This window comes from Arthrobacter sp. GW460-12-1-14-TSB2, from assembly GCF_059423525.1.
Window position 1 is genome coordinate 177,853 of the sequence record NZ_JBWKYC010000002.1, and the last position, 15,899, is coordinate 193,751.

26 protein-coding genes and 1 tRNA gene are annotated in these 15,899 nt (G+C 60.9%); 16 read left to right on the forward strand and 11 right to left on the reverse strand.

Going from position 1 to position 15,899, the window contains the following annotated elements; genetic code table 11:
• Positions 1–37: 37 nt before the first annotated feature.
• From AC07YR_RS04045 to AC07YR_RS04090, 10 genes are all read right to left on the reverse strand, one after another.
• Complete coding sequence (locus AC07YR_RS04045) at positions 38–568, reverse strand: hypothetical protein (RefSeq protein WP_494733126.1); 531 nt, start codon at positions 566–568, stop codon at positions 38–40.
• 15 nt (positions 569–583) lie between these two features.
• Positions 584–1,762, reverse strand: a complete 1,179-nt coding sequence (locus AC07YR_RS04050) for a VG15 protein (protein WP_494733127.1) — start codon at positions 1,760–1,762, stop codon at positions 584–586.
• Positions 1,749–3,221 (reverse strand): phage portal protein, encoded by a 1,473-nt coding sequence (locus AC07YR_RS04055; RefSeq protein WP_494733128.1) that lies wholly within the window; start codon positions 3,219–3,221, stop codon positions 1,749–1,751. Before AC07YR_RS04055 ends, AC07YR_RS04050 begins: the two co-directional genes overlap by 14 nt.
• A gap of 8 nt (positions 3,222–3,229) precedes the next feature.
• Complete coding sequence (locus AC07YR_RS04060; RefSeq protein ID WP_494733129.1) at positions 3,230–4,921, reverse strand: terminase large subunit domain-containing protein; 1,692 nt, start codon at positions 4,919–4,921, stop codon at positions 3,230–3,232.
• 11 nt (positions 4,922–4,932) lie between these two features.
• The gene (locus tag AC07YR_RS04065) at positions 4,933–5,364 is read right to left on the reverse strand and encodes a phage terminase small subunit (protein ID WP_494733130.1); all 432 of its coding nucleotides are present in this window, start codon (positions 5,362–5,364) and stop codon (positions 4,933–4,935) included.
• A gap of 350 nt (positions 5,365–5,714) precedes the next feature.
• Positions 5,715–5,966, reverse strand: coding sequence for a hypothetical protein (locus AC07YR_RS04070; protein WP_494733131.1), 252 nt, complete (start codon positions 5,964–5,966; stop codon positions 5,715–5,717).
• Positions 5,959–6,219, reverse strand: a complete 261-nt coding sequence (locus AC07YR_RS04075; protein ID WP_494733132.1) for a glutaredoxin domain-containing protein — start codon at positions 6,217–6,219, stop codon at positions 5,959–5,961. Before AC07YR_RS04075 ends, AC07YR_RS04070 begins: the two co-directional genes overlap by 8 nt.
• 466 nt (positions 6,220–6,685) lie before the next feature.
• Positions 6,686–6,946: a hypothetical protein gene (locus AC07YR_RS04080; RefSeq protein ID WP_494733133.1), complete on the reverse strand. Its 261-nt coding sequence runs from the start codon at positions 6,944–6,946 to the stop codon at positions 6,686–6,688.
• Complete coding sequence (locus AC07YR_RS04085) at positions 6,943–7,416, reverse strand: pyrophosphohydrolase domain-containing protein (RefSeq protein WP_494733134.1); 474 nt, start codon at positions 7,414–7,416, stop codon at positions 6,943–6,945. Before AC07YR_RS04085 ends, AC07YR_RS04080 begins: the two co-directional genes overlap by 4 nt.
• A 923-nt stretch (positions 7,417–8,339) precedes the next feature.
• Positions 8,340–8,804 carry an HNH endonuclease signature motif containing protein gene (locus AC07YR_RS04090; protein WP_494733135.1) on the reverse strand — a complete coding sequence of 155 codons (465 nt, stop codon included), beginning with the start codon at positions 8,802–8,804 and terminating at the stop codon, positions 8,340–8,342.
• A 383-nt stretch (positions 8,805–9,187) separates the two neighbouring features.
• Between AC07YR_RS04090 and AC07YR_RS04095 the strand changes: the two genes are divergently transcribed.
• Positions 9,188–9,472, forward strand: coding sequence for a hypothetical protein (locus AC07YR_RS04095; RefSeq protein WP_494733136.1), 285 nt, complete (start codon positions 9,188–9,190; stop codon positions 9,470–9,472).
• A gap of 384 nt (positions 9,473–9,856) precedes the next feature.
• Here the strand turns inward: AC07YR_RS04095 and AC07YR_RS04100 are convergent, their stop codons facing one another.
• The gene (locus AC07YR_RS04100; RefSeq protein WP_494733137.1) at positions 9,857–10,216 is read right to left on the reverse strand and encodes a hypothetical protein; all 360 of its coding nucleotides are present in this window, start codon (positions 10,214–10,216) and stop codon (positions 9,857–9,859) included.
• 830 nt (positions 10,217–11,046) lie between these two features.
• Here AC07YR_RS04100 and AC07YR_RS04105 point away from each other — a divergent pair.
• The 15 genes from AC07YR_RS04105 to AC07YR_RS04175 all read left to right on the forward strand — a co-directional run bounded on the left by AC07YR_RS04105 (position 11,047) and on the right by AC07YR_RS04175 (position 15,866).
• Positions 11,047–11,268: a hypothetical protein gene (locus AC07YR_RS04105; protein WP_494733138.1), complete on the forward strand. Its 222-nt coding sequence runs from the start codon at positions 11,047–11,049 to the stop codon at positions 11,266–11,268.
• A complete protein-coding gene (locus tag AC07YR_RS04110) occupies positions 11,265–11,642 on the forward strand; it encodes a hypothetical protein (RefSeq protein ID WP_494733139.1) in 378 nt (125 codons plus the stop codon). Before AC07YR_RS04105 ends, AC07YR_RS04110 begins: the two co-directional genes overlap by 4 nt.
• 103 nt (positions 11,643–11,745) lie before the next feature.
• A complete protein-coding gene (locus AC07YR_RS04115) occupies positions 11,746–11,988 on the forward strand; it encodes a hypothetical protein (protein ID WP_494733140.1) in 243 nt (80 codons plus the stop codon).
• A 3-nt stretch (positions 11,989–11,991) separates the two neighbouring features.
• A complete protein-coding gene (locus tag AC07YR_RS04120) occupies positions 11,992–12,426 on the forward strand; it encodes a hypothetical protein (protein ID WP_494733141.1) in 435 nt (144 codons plus the stop codon).
• Positions 12,427–12,628: 202 nt separating this feature from the next.
• Positions 12,629–12,826 (forward strand): hypothetical protein, encoded by a 198-nt coding sequence (locus tag AC07YR_RS04125; RefSeq protein WP_494733142.1) that lies wholly within the window; start codon positions 12,629–12,631, stop codon positions 12,824–12,826.
• A gap of 88 nt (positions 12,827–12,914) precedes the next feature.
• Positions 12,915–13,130, forward strand: a complete 216-nt coding sequence (locus tag AC07YR_RS04130) for a hypothetical protein (RefSeq protein WP_494733143.1) — start codon at positions 12,915–12,917, stop codon at positions 13,128–13,130.
• Positions 13,127–13,510: a hypothetical protein gene (locus AC07YR_RS04135; RefSeq protein WP_494733144.1), complete on the forward strand. Its 384-nt coding sequence runs from the start codon at positions 13,127–13,129 to the stop codon at positions 13,508–13,510. The genes AC07YR_RS04130 and AC07YR_RS04135 overlap by 4 nt, the downstream gene beginning before the upstream one ends.
• Positions 13,507–13,797: a hypothetical protein gene (locus AC07YR_RS04140; protein ID WP_494733145.1), complete on the forward strand. Its 291-nt coding sequence runs from the start codon at positions 13,507–13,509 to the stop codon at positions 13,795–13,797. The genes AC07YR_RS04135 and AC07YR_RS04140 overlap by 4 nt, the downstream gene beginning before the upstream one ends.
• Before the next feature lies 1 nt (position 13,798).
• On the forward strand, positions 13,799–14,035 hold the full coding sequence (locus tag AC07YR_RS04145; protein ID WP_494733146.1) for a hypothetical protein: 237 nt from the start codon (positions 13,799–13,801) through the stop codon (positions 14,033–14,035).
• Entirely contained in the window at positions 14,032–14,277 is a 246-nt protein-coding gene (locus AC07YR_RS04150) for a hypothetical protein (protein WP_494733147.1), read from the forward strand. Before AC07YR_RS04145 ends, AC07YR_RS04150 begins: the two co-directional genes overlap by 4 nt.
• Positions 14,277–14,468, forward strand: coding sequence for a hypothetical protein (locus tag AC07YR_RS04155; protein ID WP_494733148.1), 192 nt, complete (start codon positions 14,277–14,279; stop codon positions 14,466–14,468). The genes AC07YR_RS04150 and AC07YR_RS04155 overlap by 1 nt, the downstream gene beginning before the upstream one ends.
• Before the next feature lie 162 nt (positions 14,469–14,630).
• Entirely contained in the window at positions 14,631–14,873 is a 243-nt protein-coding gene (locus AC07YR_RS04160; protein ID WP_494733149.1) for a hypothetical protein, read from the forward strand.
• Positions 14,870–15,061, forward strand: coding sequence for a hypothetical protein (locus AC07YR_RS04165; protein ID WP_494733150.1), 192 nt, complete (start codon positions 14,870–14,872; stop codon positions 15,059–15,061). The genes AC07YR_RS04160 and AC07YR_RS04165 overlap by 4 nt, the downstream gene beginning before the upstream one ends.
• On the forward strand, positions 15,058–15,363 hold the full coding sequence (locus tag AC07YR_RS04170) for a hypothetical protein (RefSeq protein WP_494733151.1): 306 nt from the start codon (positions 15,058–15,060) through the stop codon (positions 15,361–15,363). Before AC07YR_RS04165 ends, AC07YR_RS04170 begins: the two co-directional genes overlap by 4 nt.
• Positions 15,364–15,793: 430 nt before the next feature.
• Positions 15,794–15,866, forward strand: a tRNA-OTHER gene (locus AC07YR_RS04175).
• Positions 15,867–15,899: the final 33 nt, after the last annotated feature.

Sequence of the window (15,899 nt, forward strand, 5' to 3'; positions counted from 1 at the left end):
GCACCATCAGGTACGGGGCTGAGCTTTGTGTGGGGGACTAGTGGAAGTTCTGCGACTTCGCCAGTTTGACCAGGTCGGTCGGGTCGACGTCATCTGCGGAAGTTCCCGGGTCGCGCCCGCCTACAGGAGGCAGGGGCGGCGGCGTAGGCGCCTCCGGTTCCACCGGAGCGACAGGCTCTGTCGGCTCGGGAGTTTCCTTTGGCACGTACTTGGCGAGCTTGGCGGCGTGTTCCGCAAGGGCGGCCTCGTCATCGCCTTTGAGCAGCTCCGCAAGGTCGTCCGGCAGCTTGTGATCCTTGATGATCTGCTGACGCACGAGGTCACGGACTTTGCCGTCCCATTCGGTCTTGGCGGCCTCGAAGTCTTCGGCTGTCACAGCGCCATCAAGGCTCTTGCGCAGCTCATTGCGCTCGGTGCGGTAGCGAGCCGCTTCGTTCCGGGCGGTGGTGACTTCTTTGGCCAGCCACTTGAACTCGTCGGGCAAGCCCGCGAGGGCTTCTGACGAAGGGGCTGCTGGTTCCTGCTCAATGGCGCCCGCCTGGGGCGCCGCGTTGTTCTCGCCTGACACATGTCCTCCTGGGACTTATGAAGTGGGTTGGTTGGCTCTGACGCGCAGTGCGTCGAGCTGGTCTCGCTGGCGTGCGTATATCCAGCGGCGCCATGCGTTCATGGCGGCATTTCCCCCGAGACCCTTAGTGACCTCCGGCCACTGTTCTTTGAAGAACTGGTTCTGCTCGGGAAGCTTCGACTGCAAATCCCATCGACTGATAATGGTGCAGTGGCAGTTGTCGTGGAATTTGCGGACATCCAGAGGCCGGCCGTCTAGGCCTTCCTCGAAGTTGCCTGCGTTACCCGCGACAGTCGTGGAGCGCTTGGTCAGCGACCCCGTCTTCTTGGTGTAGACGAAGCCGCGAGAGGCGAGCATGGCGCAGAAGTGGCAGGGGTTTGGTCCGCATTTGCGTGCGAACATTTCAACCCGGCCGTCGCTGTTGATGGCGTCGTTGATGGCATCGCGTCCTGCGCTAATGCCATACTTGTCGACCTTGCCCGCGCCCATGGCGCCAGCGTTAGCGTGGCGGTCCTGAATCTCAGCCAGCGCCTCTTCGGGCGTGAGCTCCTCGTTCTTGCGAACGGTGGCCGCAGCATCCTTTGAGAGGTCTATCGCGTTGACCTTCAGTAGCTTGCCGAAAGCGGCGTCGACTTCCTCTTCCGTGAGGTCGTCGAGCCATTCGAACTCGTCAACCTCGATGTCCCGATCCGCTTCCGCTGCGTCTAGCAGGTCTTGGATGTAGGGATCGAGTGTCGAGGTTTCGAGCCGAATCTTGCGGCGGTTAGCGTCGTGCTCTGCAGCCGCCATCTCTTCGGCCAGCCGGTCGTGGAGCCAAGCCCCTTCGGGGTTGGCCTCCGGCCGCTCGGTATCAAGGGTGGCGATCTCGAGCAGCAGGTCAATGTAGTGGCGGCGGAGCCCGTCGAGGGTGATCGGCGTGCTGTCCGTCGCGTACTCGGGAAGGCCCAGCGTGTAGCCGGTTTCAAGCGCCCGCGCCAGTTGGTAGTGGGACTGCGCTATACGCCTGCTGTAGCGCCGTATTCCGAAGATCATGCGCAGAGACCGGGCCAGCCAGCTTGCGGCCGTCTCAGCGGCAGCTACGGCGCTTACGGTGTTCCAGTCGGCCAAGGCGAGGTAGGCGCTAATGATGCCCAGCCGCGCTTGTGCGGCGCGGTGGGCTTCCTCGATGGCCTCTATCTCGCTAAGCGTTGCCACTTGGCGTACTGAACACTTCGGCGGGGGTCGGGATTCGCGGAGTGGCTGGCTGCTGTCGGCGGCTTGCGGCTACAGGGTCGGCGGCGTTGTAAACAGCTTCAGCCTGCTGCTCGTCGGCCATCTCCTCCCACTCCTTGATTTCCTGAGTGGTGGTGTTTGGCACGCGGCTCCAGAGGCCTCGCTGCGGGATGCCGAGCATGGTCGCAGCCTTGCCGAGTCCGTCAATGACAGCGCCCAGCGTGTTGTCGCTCATGTCGCGCCAGCGAACCTCTGACGTAAAGTCGTCGGCCGCCTTCTCGCCGAGGTTCATGTCAGCTGCAGTCAGGCGCATAAGCGACTGGTGAGAGGAGCCCCACGAGGTCTTCAGTACGTGGCCGAATCGCATTGTCTGCGCCATGGCAGCGACCAGCGTCTCGGCGCTTAGGTTGCTCATGTTGCCCAGCAGTGAGTGGGGAGGCAGTTGGCCGATCACCGCGAACTGCTTGATGGCTGCCTCGAGGGCGGAGATGAAGCCGTCAAGCGGCGTCTCGTCCAACGTTCCGAACTTCGACTGCGGGTCGTCAACGGAGAGCATCCGCGACTGGGAGACCTCGACCGGCCTGTACTGCTGACGGCCTTCGCCGTCCAGCATGAACGAGCCATCCGGGTTGACCATTGGCTCGCCGACCAGGCCGGCGGCCCAGCGGACCTTGAAGGAGGAGAATGTCTGCGTGACCAGTAGGTCAAAGGCCGTTTGGTTGACGCGGTCCTGGACCGGGATCGCCGGCTCGATAACCCCGCGAACAGAGCCTTCATCATCAAGGGAGCAGACGTAGCGCACGACTGGGCAGTAGCCCAGCGCATGGGGAATGTCGCCATTGACGACCACCGTCCGCTGGCCATCCTTCGTGGTGCGGAAGTGGACTGTTCGCTCGTTGTCGTAGTAGACGATTCGGCCTTCGGCCTTATCGCTAGGGTGTGACTTTACTGTCACGACGTAGAGCGGATACTGGTCGTTTACGGGGTCCGTGTAGAACGCGACCGTGTCCTTGGTGGACAGCAGTGCGTACTTTGGCTTGCCCTTGCCCAGCTCCTCGAGTGCTACGTAGGACGCCCCGTAGGTGAGTGCTGCGCGATAGATGGCCGTCTGCTTGGAGGCCATGTTGTTGCGCAGCCAGGCTTGCCATTCCTTCGGGAACTGCTCGCCTTCGCGGCGGAAGCCGTCAACGAAGCTGATCTGCGCCGGAATGCCGACTAGCAGCGACATGAGGTTCAAGACTGCGCGTCTGCGCAGCTCGACAATCTCAGGCGTCGCAAACGTCGGAATCTTCGGCAGCGTATGCACGCCATTGAGGTATGCCTGATTGAGCAGGTGAGCATCTCTGTCGAGAGCTATTGTGCCGAGCGCTTCGTCGATGCGGTCCTTGAGGCTGCTTGCCACATCGACGGCGACCGTCTCGATATTGTTGCCCTGTGGCAATGGGTCTCCTAGCTTTGGACGAGTCGGCGGGAGTATTGGCGGGCAGGCTGCTTGCCGGACTCGATGAGGTCGTTCATGGCCATGACCGCGAGAAGCGCGGCGGCGAGGCCGTCAACCTTGCGGGGAGACTCTGCGTTCTCCTTGGCGAAGGTGAGGCCGAAGCGGTTGCGTCGGCGCTTGGCGTTCAGGACGTGAGTCCTGAGCAGCTTGTGGCCGTTGTGCTTGATCCGCTTGTCGAGGACGGCTTGGATGAATGCCTCCACGCCGCGTGCGATCTTCTGCTGATTGCCGCGCATATCGAAGCCGGTCGCTGACTGCGGGCTGGCCTTGATGAGCAGCAGCTCGCGGTAGGCCTCTGACCAGTTGGCGATGTAGGACTCCCAGAGCGCGACGTCGGCGTAGAACGCCCGCACCTTGTAGGTCTGAAATGCGAGGTGAACCTCGCTATCGACCTCGGCCTCGTTGATATGCCAGCCGTCGCCTGCGGCGCCGTCAGGGCGCTGCCAGATGGCGAGGGGGATTATGGTCTTGTCGCTGATTCGAGTGGCCACAAGGGCCGTCGCATCGTCAGTCTTGCCACCGTCAAAGCCGAGGGTGATCTCGTCGCCGGGCTTCAGGTCACGCTTGTCGCCGTACCACTGGCCGGCCGCTAGCGCGCCGTCCCATTCACTCGGTCCAATGAGCGAGTCGCTGGCTGCAGTGATCTGGTTGTAGAACATGCGGCGGAAGCGGTTGGCGGGGTTGGCACCGTCATTCATCTTGGTGACGATGGTCTCGATGTCGAGCCAGACGGAGTCGCCGCGCACAATTTGGAGGATGTAGGGGGTCCACGCAGTGGACAGGGGGCTCTGAGGATGAGCCTCACGAGAGCAGTAAAGCCAGCCTGAATCGGTAGACGTACCGGCCCAGACCTTCTCCTGCTCCTCGCGGATGCGCTGAGCGACGGAGTCTTCACCAGGCTCGTAGGCGTTGGTGATGCAGATGAACCGTCCGCCGGTCTTCAGCACATTGTCAGTGGCAGTCTCGTAGAGATCCACGCCACCCTGTGAGGGCAACCAGTGCTGGGTCTCATTGCAGATAAGGAAGGTTGGTCGGTTGCCTTCGAGAGAGCGCGAGGCGCTCGACACGACTTCGAGGAAGCGTTGGCCATGGTAGGCGTAGATGACTTCCTTCTGGACGTCAACATTGCCGAAAGCAATTCGCGTCCGCTCCGGCAGGAGCGAGGGGATGAACTTCATAGTGTTCTTGGTCTGGCCCTTGGCCACGGCCGCGATCTGCACCCAGGCGCTCGGGTGGTCTTTGGCGATTGGTTCGCCATCTTCGTCCCAGTGGCTGAAGATGCAGGGGCCGATCAGGTGGACGATGCACAGCACGGCGGCGACAGGGTCCTTGCCAGAGCCTTTGAGGGCTTGGTAGACGGCCTGCCGGTACTTGAAGCGGCCGCGCTCGTCGATGGCGAAGAACCATAGGATGAGGCGAGCTTGCTCATCGGTGAAAATCCACGGACTACCGTCGGGCATCTGTAGCCACTCGGCGCACCAGCCGAGAACCTGCCAGCCGAGTGTGATCTCGGGGAGGAGCCAGTTGCCGTCGGCATCCTTCTGCCAGAGCGGCCCGATGTCGGTGGGCGGGAACAGCTCGAGTGCTGCCTCGAGCGAGGGTTCAACCCCTTCGAGGTCAATCTCGGCTATTGCGCTCACCCCTTCGGCGGCTAGTTCTTGGCGCCGAGCTTTGACTTGTACTTGGCCAGCTCGGTGACGCCGGTGGATTGGACCGCAGCCTGCGGCTTCTCCAGCTCGATGCGCATACGGCGCCTGTCACCTTCGGTGGCGCCGAGTGACGTCATCATGGAGAACAGGGCGGTGAGCATCTGCGCGCTTCGGCGCGAGGTGGAGGTGTTGAAGTAGTGAGTGAGCTCCTCGGCGACGATCATCGCGGTGGCCCAGTCTGAGCGTTCGTAGAACGCGGCAATGCCGGAGTCGGACAGCGACGAGTACCATTCCTTGGCCATCTCGTGCCAGTGGTCCTTGACCGGGAATGGGTCGCCACCAAGGGCGGTGCCCTTCGCCAGGCTCACGTTGCCCTCGGGCTCCTTGTTGCGGCGAGTACGCTCGGCGTCTCTCTTTGGAATCGGCCCAGCCATGTCGCCCCCTTAGAAGCCCTTGTTTGCGGGTGGCCTTGGCGGCCCCTGGATGATCCCCGGATGCGCTTCTACGGGGTGCTTGAGCTGTGCTCGCAGGGCAGCCCGTGCGGCGTTGCCCTCTTGACTGCTCTTCTTGGCGTGGTGCCAGGTGCAGATGTCTCGGAGGTTGCTCAACGAGTGGTCGTCGCCCGGGACGATATGGTCAACGTCGGTCGCCTTGTCGAAGCAGCGGCGGCCGTTCTTCTTGACGACTTCGCAACGACCGCCTGAGCGCTCCCTGACGATTCGCCGGAGTAGTGGCCAGTCGGCCGGCAGCCTGCTCTTGCGGTCGGAGCCAGCCCACCCGCCACTCACCTGTCGGGGTGCGCGTACCGCACTTCTGCACCAAGCTCGATGTGATAAGCAATGGCCTTGTCGGCATCGAGGGTCACTCCGCGATGGGCGACGAGTTCGGAGATATGGATCGCTTCAAGCCGGCAGCCGCGCAGTCGCTGACTGGCCATGCGCGACGGGACGACCTGTCGGGTGGAGAACTGGTCCCGATACAGCCTGGCTTCGTGCATGTTGTCGACGATCAGGACTTCCGTGGTCGATTCACTCACTGGGCTCCTCGGCGGCCTTGACGGCCGCGATAATCTCCTTGACAAGGTTGATGTTGTTGCCAGAGAACGTTTCGACATGGGGGGATTCGACGATGGGCGCCTGCATCAGGCCAGCGGCCTTGAAGGCTTCAAGCTCATCGAGGTAATCAGGCAGGTTGCGTACTTCGTACTCCACGCCGGCCTTGTCAAAGGAGCGGAAGACAGCAGTGCATTGGACGCACGGCTTCTTGGAGTAGATGACAATTGGAGACAAGTGAGCCCTCCTCGGGCATAGAGCCCTTGGTGCGGGGCGGTGCTTGTGGAATAGTTGCGCCATGTTTCTCATAGCGCTTTTTGTGGTGCTACCAGTGCTCTGGCTGCTGCTTGCGAACTGGCAGCTCGCGCTAATTGGGCTGGTCGCCCTACTTTTCGTGCGCTTCATGACGACAACTACGAGCGACAGGGGCGACCATGGCGGACCTCCACTGGCGCCACCCGGCTACATGCCCCGGTGGAACACTGGTAGGCGCTTAGCGGCGCAGCGAGAGCTTGCCCAGTGGCAAGACTGGTTCGATGCCGCGAGGTAGTGCTCGAAGCTCAATCAGCGCCCTTGACGGTCACTGTGACTTGGTCGATGTCAACGCCGACCCGATACTGCTCGAGCTGCGTCACCTCATATGGCCCTATGACGGCGCCACCCTCGGTGACGAGGACGATCTGCCTTCGGGGCGCGGAGTCGCTCATACGGCTGCGACGGCGCGGGGTGGCCAGGACCAGTGGCCAGGCTTCGGTTCTTCCGAGTGCCAGACGTTCTCGCTGAAGAACATGCCGGTCGGATTCAGGACAGCGAGGGAGGCGTGCCAAATGGGCGGCGCTCCGCCGCTGCGGTCAACTCGCTTGACGGCGGTCACGATGGCCGCGCGAGGCTCTGGCAGATACTCTCCGCCCGGCGTCCCGTAGGAGTGGTAGTGGACGATGCGACCCACGCTCGGGGCGATCATGCGTTCACCAGGCCGAGGGCCGCTGCGATGTTCGGCTGCTTGAAGAGGTCGCTCTTCGCGATCTTGCCATTGGGATGGTAGATCGGCTTGCCGTCGGCATCGAGCTTGCTCATGTTGCTGGTGAACACCTCGCGGCTCAGTGACTGCATGTCGAGGCCGGAGCGAATGCCGAAGCCGTTGATGACAACGTCGAGGTCGGCGACTGCGTCGGCCGACTCGATGAGGTCCGGCTCGTACTTGTAAGCGTGGGGGTAAAGCGCGAGTTCGCCGGAAAGCGTCTCGTGATCCTCGTGGCTGGCCAGGTAGATGCCCTTGGCATTCGGGAATAGCGCCTCGGCCAGCTCCCAGAACTCCTCCTCGATCAAGGCCAGCGCAAGCGTGGCCTCTTCGCGAGAAAGCGTCGTGGGATTGCTGCGTACCGGATGCCCGAATGCTTCGTGGAATTCTATTGTGCGTCGTTCAGTAGTCAATTGCCGCCCTCTCAAGCGAATTGTGAATCTATTTGATGCGGAAGAGTCGCTTCAATTGCACCTTGAAATAGGCAATTGCGAACCACCAAATGAATTTGTAAGTCAACACTTCTAATTCCCTCTCAAAAGAATGGAAGCCGGTAGTATCATCAACGCGATTTCAGGTCGCGGTGACTTGCCGGCTCAGTAGGCGCCTCACGGCGAGCCCATTGCGCGTGACCCTGCGCGGGAGATAGTGACCTCCAGGGAGCTCGTTCGCTATCGCTCATATATTCGCCACATCTGGAACCGTTGCCGGCGTGGCACGCCTTTGAGCATGGCGTTCGTAAGGTTGCCGGGAGTTGCACCCGGAACTTGCCCGCTGGTTCGGACGCAACCTCTACCGCGACACTTATTTTCGGGAACTCGGGTCGTCACCCTTCGCACGCTCATTTGTGCTTCCCATGGGCATCGTCACCTTCGCCCAAGCGTGAGCTGCCCGGGACTCGAACCCGGGCGCATATGCCAAGCGCCTGGTGGCGCCTCATTCAGCTCGCTGTCGACCGAAGACCCACGCGACAGCATCGTGTGACCCGGTCCCGGTTAGCTACTCCGGCCTTGACGGCCATGCGCTTGCACCAGCGTTGCGACGAGTCGCTTTGCTGGGCAGAGGTGCCGGTCAATTCAGACCCGTAGGAGCCGGTGAGCACGCCTCATTGCGCTGCTCCGCAGTCACTCCTACGGGATGGGGCAACCAGGCTATGGACGCGGCTCTACGGCCGCCCATGTGGCGCTGGCTGGTAAACGTCAGCGGGGATTCAACCAACATGCCTGGGAAGCTGCGGCGGAGAGGGCGCCGGTCCAGCAAGCATTGAGCAGGGAATCAACCCGCTGACGGGTTAGGTGGGCCGACGGCCCCGAGGGGTTGAGTCGGCGGTGGTGATTTAGCAGGCTAGTGCTAGCGCCCCTCGCTCCGCCTTGCGGCGGGCGTTTGCGGCGGCCCAGTAGCCAAGCGAGCATGTCCGGCATGCCCGATGGGGGAGTTTCGACTTTACGAGGTTGTCATCAGTGAACTCGTGGCCATGGATGCAATGGGTGGCTCGTGCAAACTTCGCTGACGGCGCCTCGCCTCGCGGGACGTTATCGCCGTTCGTTACAGCCTCGAGGTGGGCCGGGTTGCAGCACGCCCGATTGCGGCAAAGGTGGTCGATGTAGAGTCCATCGGGGATTGGCCCTACCAGCATCTCGTAGGCCAGTCTGTGCGTATACCATGCCATTCGGTCGATGGATATCTGACCGTAGCCATGGCCATTCAGGCCCCTCGTTACGAGCCAGCATCCGCCTGGCGCCAGGGAGATTTTCTTCCAGAAGCGGGCAGGTAGTCGGCTGTCATTAAGGGCAAAGGTCATTGAATCTCCTATGTCAGTAGGACATGAAAAATGCCTGCCACGACGGGGATCAATCCGTCTGCAGGCTCTTGCCCCTGACAAGGCAAGCGGTCGATGGGCGAGGACAAATCAACTCGCAATGGCTGAGGTCTGATAATCAGTCAGCAGTAGCTTCAAGCCGAGGGCGAAGCCCGGAGGCTTGAAGGGCTAGCTAGTTACTCTGTTGAACTCAACAAGCAGACAGGCTTAGTGGGCTTCGCCCACCGCCTGCTGAACCTTGCTGGCAACTCGCAACTCTCTTAACTACTTACTCTCTACTCGGATAAGGGAGTCATTTTCTGGGAAACCCGACATCAACCAATGTAACGAGTTGGTAACGGTTGAGTATAGGCTACGATCAGCCCATGAAACGCCTCTCGTCGACCGCCGCTGCGACACTCCTGCTGGCCGCCTGCTGCCTCTCTGCCTGCAGCGCGCCGAAGGCGGCGCCTGCGCTGCACGTGACCTCCGTTAGCGCCGCAGAAGGCCGGGCAATGGCCGACCAGCTGTGCTCTGACCTGGCGAAGATGAGCGACGAGAAGGCCATCGACAAGATGGCGGTACGAGCCAGCGAATCCAAGCTGTCGTCCGCCGATCAGGACGCGATCATCGACTACGCTGCGTCCACTGCCTGCCCAAAGGAGTTCTAGTACTGCGCTCACTGGTAGCTCAGCGGCGTTCTACACCACCTCTCGCAGCCTCGCAGCCATAAGCTGGGAGTGAGTGCCGGAATGGGGGTCGAGGCGCTCAGTTCGCAGACTCTGGAACCCGTACAATCAGTCAGGCGCTGTGACGCCCGGGGAGGGGCGCCGGCGCGCTCGGGGGGCTCCCCCCACCCCCTGCCACGCAATTGCCGCTGAGAAGCCCGCAACAGCCCCTCTAAGCGCCTGGCAGTGGCAGTGTGGGAGTGGGTGCCACTTTGCTATCCGCACGCGGCAGGGAGGCACGCAGTGGGCATAGAAGAGGCGAGCTACGTTGGTGTTAGTAGCTCGCCTCATGTGGCTGGTTGGATGGTGGCCGGCAACGGCCCGGGTCTAGTCGTCGGCAACATCAGTGAACGCCACCGCCCTAAGTGGACGACGTGCATCTAAGCTGCCAGCACCAGGCTCACTGATACGCCCGGCACGCGCACGCCTTGCCAGCTCCTCTATCAGGGCCGTAGCTGGCACCTCTGCTAGTACAGCTGCAGCTGGCTTACGTGTGCCCAGCGCCCTAAGCGCTGGCCTGGCTCCGCCGGCCAGCTTACGCAGCTCCTCTAGCTTCTCCTCTGGCATGTGGCCCACGCCATTCTTGTAACGGTTGAGAGTAGCCGGCGGTATGTCGAGTAGCTCGCTTATCTCCTTCTTCTGTAGCCCAGTCTTGGCTATCAGTTGTGCCACTTCTGTAGGTTCCATGACACCAGCGTAACGCGGAACTAGGCTATTGATCGATCAGTGAGCTGCCTAGTTTTCAACTCTCGTGCTCAGCCACTAGACAGTGATCGATCAATCGACTACAGTGGAGTTATCAGCAGGGCAGGAACAAGCCAAGCGAAGCAGGTAGCTAAGGGCTAACAGCCAAACTCTCCAGCTAAGCGAAGCAGCCAGGTTGACGGTGATCGATCAATCGATTACAGTTAGACAGGTAAGGCCGGCAGGAAAGCAAGTCCCCAGGGATAAGCGGAACTGAAACGGCAGGTTGTTTGAGAACTAAATAATCAACGGATCAAATCGAAGATACGACTCCGGCCCACGCTGAAGAGCGGATAAAGGCTACATGAGTTGCACGATTCCAGGGACATGAGAATAGTCGCGATAAAGCGGACATGTTACAGAATTAGGTAAAGGGATTTGATCGGCAGTGAAATTAGAATTCGAATTGAATGCAGGGCAGTAAACATTGTCTGTCGCATTCAATTCACCGAATTACACATCAATGACTTGTCATTGACATAACTTCATAATTGGTAGCCCGTCAATTCAGACTTCGTCTCTCCCCGGTCTCGGGATTGAGTAGCTGGCCTCACTTAGCCAGGACGCGGCACGGCGACTAGTCGCTTGCATAACCACAACTGAATAACAACTGAATAGGCAAACAATGAACTCAATTCAAAGGCCGCGCAGCTATTTGTTACGTGGCTAACATTCATCAGTCAATACTCACCAGGAGGGCCGTAGCAATGCGGCCCTCCTCTTATTTTGACTTCCACTGATCGATCAGTCGATCACAACGAGAGGCAAGCACCATGGCAACGAAAGCACTTAGATTGACAGCCGCGCACCCTTCGGGCCGCGTCATTGAACATGTTCACCCGACGTTGAGAGACGCGCAGCTGTTCCTTAGCTACTCGATCTACGACAACGGATACGGCGACAAGCGCACCGCGCAGACAGCCTGCAAGATCAAGCCGGGCGAATCAGTCACAGTCGCCGGCGCCGTCTACAGCATTGACATGGTGACGGCATGAACCGCCGCGAGCAGGTCAACTGCGCATCGCTGGCGGCTATCCTGGTCGCCCTGCTGTTGTTAGCGGGCAGCTTGATTCCCTCCGCTACAGCAGCCGCGCCGATAGCCGAGAGCGTAGCGGAGTCCACCGCTTCCGAGCCCAGCGGAGTGCGCGGCTTGACTGTTGCGCAGCTGGAAGCGGACGCGTGGGACTCCTACCGCAACAGGTTCCCCACTGAGCCCGCACCTAGCGGCCAGTTCACAACGGCCCCGGAGTACTTCGCCGCATACGAGGGCAGCGCTCCGCAGTTCACGCCCGGATACTTCGCCATTGAATCCAACAACTTCCCCGGCCTCTTCCATGCATTCCACATGGTCGCAGCGCAGCGGGCATAGCTCCGGTGCATCTTGCTTTGGGAGTGGGACGCTCCGCGTCCCCTCGCTAGGCATGGCATACCGGCCAATCAACTAAGCAACCAAGCAACTGAGAGGCAAGACAATGAGCAAGCGAGTTCAAGGCCACTTCACCCCGCTACCGACAATCAAGCACAGCGGCGGCTACACATTCCAGCAGCGCGGAGCCCGCGTCTACATCACGCTGGACGATACCGGCGTGGAGATCGACACAATCACAGACAACCGACTGCAGGCGGCTACGTCATTCCAGCCCGTCTACCTGACCACCAAGCAACTGCAAGCGCTGGCCACAACGTGGCTCGCCGACAACCTGGAAGAGGCATAGGCCATGAGCAACTCAGCAACCCTTAGAGCCCAACTGACTGCCAAGGTCCGCGCCATGCCACTAGGCATGCTGATGCAGGCGGCTGATGACCTGGACACCAAGCCGAACCGCGACGAAGCCGAGAGCCGCGTCATGGTCGAACTTGGCGTCGAGCTTGGCAGGCGACTGCGGGAGATGGTCAAGGATTACTCCACGGAGAGCCTGATAGCCGATCTGCGCGGCTATCAGGCTACGGACTACCGGACGGACACCAAGAGTCAGCGAGAGGCTCACTGGGCAACGTCCGGCGAGCTGGAGCGCCGCTACCCTGCGGCACTGGCAGCGGCTGAAGAGTGGCTGGACACTGTGGACCCTCGCGATACCGAAGCCGGCAGCTATGACAGCAAGCTGCTAGAGCTCATCGCCCGGGAGCAAGCAGCGGAGCGGGCCACAGCATGACGCCTAGCACCTGGATATTCCTCCGGGCGGCAGGGCGTCAGTTCCGCTTCCATCAGCCGCTGGATAGCACTGACAACGCCGCATCAGGCAACCTGCGACTAGAGATAGCCGCCGCCCTCGAAGAGGGCTGTAGCTGGCAGCAAATCGCGGATGCCGCATTGTTGCCACTGACAACGGTACGAGTTCTTGGAGAGGTAAGAGCATGAGCAACATTGAACTAGTCGCGGATAGCAAGGATCCCGCAACAACAAACGTCTACCGCGACGGGCGGCTACTCGGCACTATTCGAGTCCGCTATGCGCCGCAAGAGACGTTTGACGCATGGCAGCGGGGCCGGCTCGTCTACGAGGGCGCCGAGTCGCGAGAACGTGCAGCGAAAGCGCTTGACGATATGGCATAACAGCACCCTTGCAGCAACTTAGCCACCAGCAATGCCTGGTGGCTTTGTCGTTCCCAGGGTGGGGACAATTAAACGAGAGGCAAGCATCATGGCAACTAGAAACTCATGGCCCGACCGCACCGACGCACAACTAGATCGCGAGTCGGCCACACTCCGCAACATCGCGATCCTCCTCGGCTCCGCCGACAGGTGGGAAGACCCGGCCGGACTCCTGGAAGTCGTCGCCACCATGCTGTATGGGGCAGGCCTGCCCGATCCCGGCAACGCGGACTGCATTGCGTTCTATCAGGATCAGGTCCGGTGAACGTGCATCAGCAGGCGCTGAATGCCCTGCTTTCATTCGCCCGCACCGCCAGAGTTGAGGGCCGCGCCGTCGAAGGATTCCACCGCTTAGGCGAGTCGCCGAACGACAGCGGCTACGGCGTCAAGCTGACGTTCTCCGTGCGACATGACGCCGAGTCAAAAAGCTACCGTGTGACCCTCTCCACTTCTGAAGAGCGGTTTGAGGGCGGATTCGCAGCAAGCCGCCACGGATTCGGCATGCCGAGCAGAGAGCTCGGGAGCTACGCCGCTACCCGCTTCAGCGCCAAGGCAGCTCAGCGGCTATATGACCAGGTGCTAGACCAACTGCGGGCCGACATGAGCCCGCTAATCGAATTGCTAGAAGAGGAGTCGGAACGATGAGCACTTGGAACACTAAGCGCGATGGATATTACACCAGTCCCGCGTCCGCCCCACTTGGTCACCCGGTTGCCAAGCTGGAGCCGAACGCCAGCCACACTCACGTAATCACCATCCCCGGCACCAGCTTTCGCCTGTTCTTCAATGCAGCGGTTACCGACGATCTCAAGTTGTTGAAGGCGCTGGCTCGAACGACCATCAGCAACGGCGGTAGACGGCGCGTAAAAGCCTGCCCGCGACTCTGGACAATCGAAGAGTTTCAAGCGCTCACAACGGCAAAGGCGGCGTGATATGGCACTGAAAGCAGCGGACATCAAGCCAGGCATGGCCGTCGCCTGCAACCTAAGCGGCGGAAGCGCTGGCCAGTGGGAGTTGTTGGACAAGCATCCAACTCGCGGCTGGTGGTGGTTGCACCGCTGGAATGACGGCGTATGGGAAACCACTTCTGAGCACCAGGACTACCTGCACCGCGTAGCCGACGGCAGTCGGCATGAGCACATTCAACCCGAACTGGAGATAGCAGCATGAGCACTAGAGAGAGCCTGACAGAGCGACACCGGGCGCTGAACATCGAGCGGCAGAGCAATCTAACCTCCTGGACCGTCGGCAACAACGGGTCCGGCCGGCGCAACTGGTTCGCACTGCGGAATGTTGAGGGCCGCGTCGGTGGCCCCTACGAGTACTACAGCGACAAGAACGGCGACATGATCTGGCTGACTGAAGCTGGCGCACTGACCCGCGCCGAGTTGCTGAATGCGGAGGAGTCCTGATGCTGCAACTAGCTGCGCCGGCCCACTTCGTGGCCGACATTCGACGCTACAACGAGTTGTTTGCAGTCTGCGGGGCGATTAGCCGCAACGGCGACGGCTTCCAGGGCATCGACGTAACCAAGGCACCGGCCGACGCGGTGGCCGCTTACGGGCAGTTGCTGCAGCTTGGCTACTCACGCGGCTGGCTGTAATGCCACCGGAGCGTTACTGCCACCGCTGCGAAGACACTCACGGCGAGAAAACATGCGCCGACTACCAAGCCGAGCGCGAAGCCGACAATCGCGAGCGCTCCATCAATCACATCTGCTGGCAATGCCGGTAGCACAAGCAACTGAAACGAAAGAGAGCTAGCCATGGGCGCATTTGCGGCCATCGACATTGACCTTCAAGACGCACTGGCCACCATCCAGACCGTGGCGACTGAGTACGACATCTTCAACCCGGACTCGGATGACGCAATGGACGGCCGCGCAATCCTTTTCAGCCGGCTGACCGACCTCGGCTGGCTGAGCCCGACTGAGCGCGAAGCGGCTCGGGAGTCATTCAATCAGGGCGACGGCAAGCGGCTGTTGGCATTGATCGGCGGCCAGTCGTGAACGAGATCGAGCAGCAGATTCTCAGCACGCCGCGTCAGCATCCTCCGACGCCCGGCAACCCGGTGTTCATCATCGACGTCGGCCGCGACTTTGCCGTAGGCGCGGTATTCGCCAGCAAGGAGCGCGCCGAGCGCGTAGCAGAGCAGTTGGGCCTCAATAACTACAGCATCAGGGAGGAAGCGGCATGACGATCCAACCGACCGAATACGAGCGGCCCACATGGCGCCAGGTCAACATCGACAAGCTAGCCCAGCGGCTCTACGCGGCTCACACCAAGAGCCTCTGGGGTTACGAGTTCGATTTGCACGCTGAGTCGAACGAATCGGCAGCTGGATGGCTGGCGGCTGCTGAGGCTGCCGTCGAGATGATCGTCGATGAACCGGAGAAGGAGTTTCACGCCAGCCTGCAAGCAGTTCTCAATAACCCGGTCACAGAGTCGAAGGCGGCTCGTGAATGGCGCGAGGCCAAGGCTAGTGACTGGATTGCGTAGGGCCGGCTGGGAGCAGTTCATGATCTGCTGCACAGCATTCGTCTTGTGCCTTCCGGTCATCTGGCTGGCAGGGGTGCTGGTTCCATGAGCAAGCGACGGTATGACCACCTGAGGGTTCGAAGGAACGAGGACAGGCGCCTATTTGACCTGATCCGCAATTTCCCCGGCCCTGCGCCCACTGACGAGAATCCATTCGGAGAAAACAGCCCCGAAGTGTCCGCGTGGTTCGACGAGCGGGACGCGAGGGTCGAGCGCCGAACATGCTCAAACGGGAACTGCTCCGTCATGTGGGACCCGAAGCGCAAACAGTCCGCATACTCATTCGGCCCGGCCGGATGCTGCGACGAGTAGCCCATCAAAACAACTTCATAACAGGATCAATGCCACTCATAACCGGGTGGCATTTTGCATGGAGCTCTAGCCATGCGATAGGCCGTTATCCCATCTGGTGACGGGACGCCGCGACGGCGGCAGTGAGGCGAGTTCGATTCTCGCGCGGCCTACGAGATGCCACCCGCCCATTCGGAGGCTGGCAT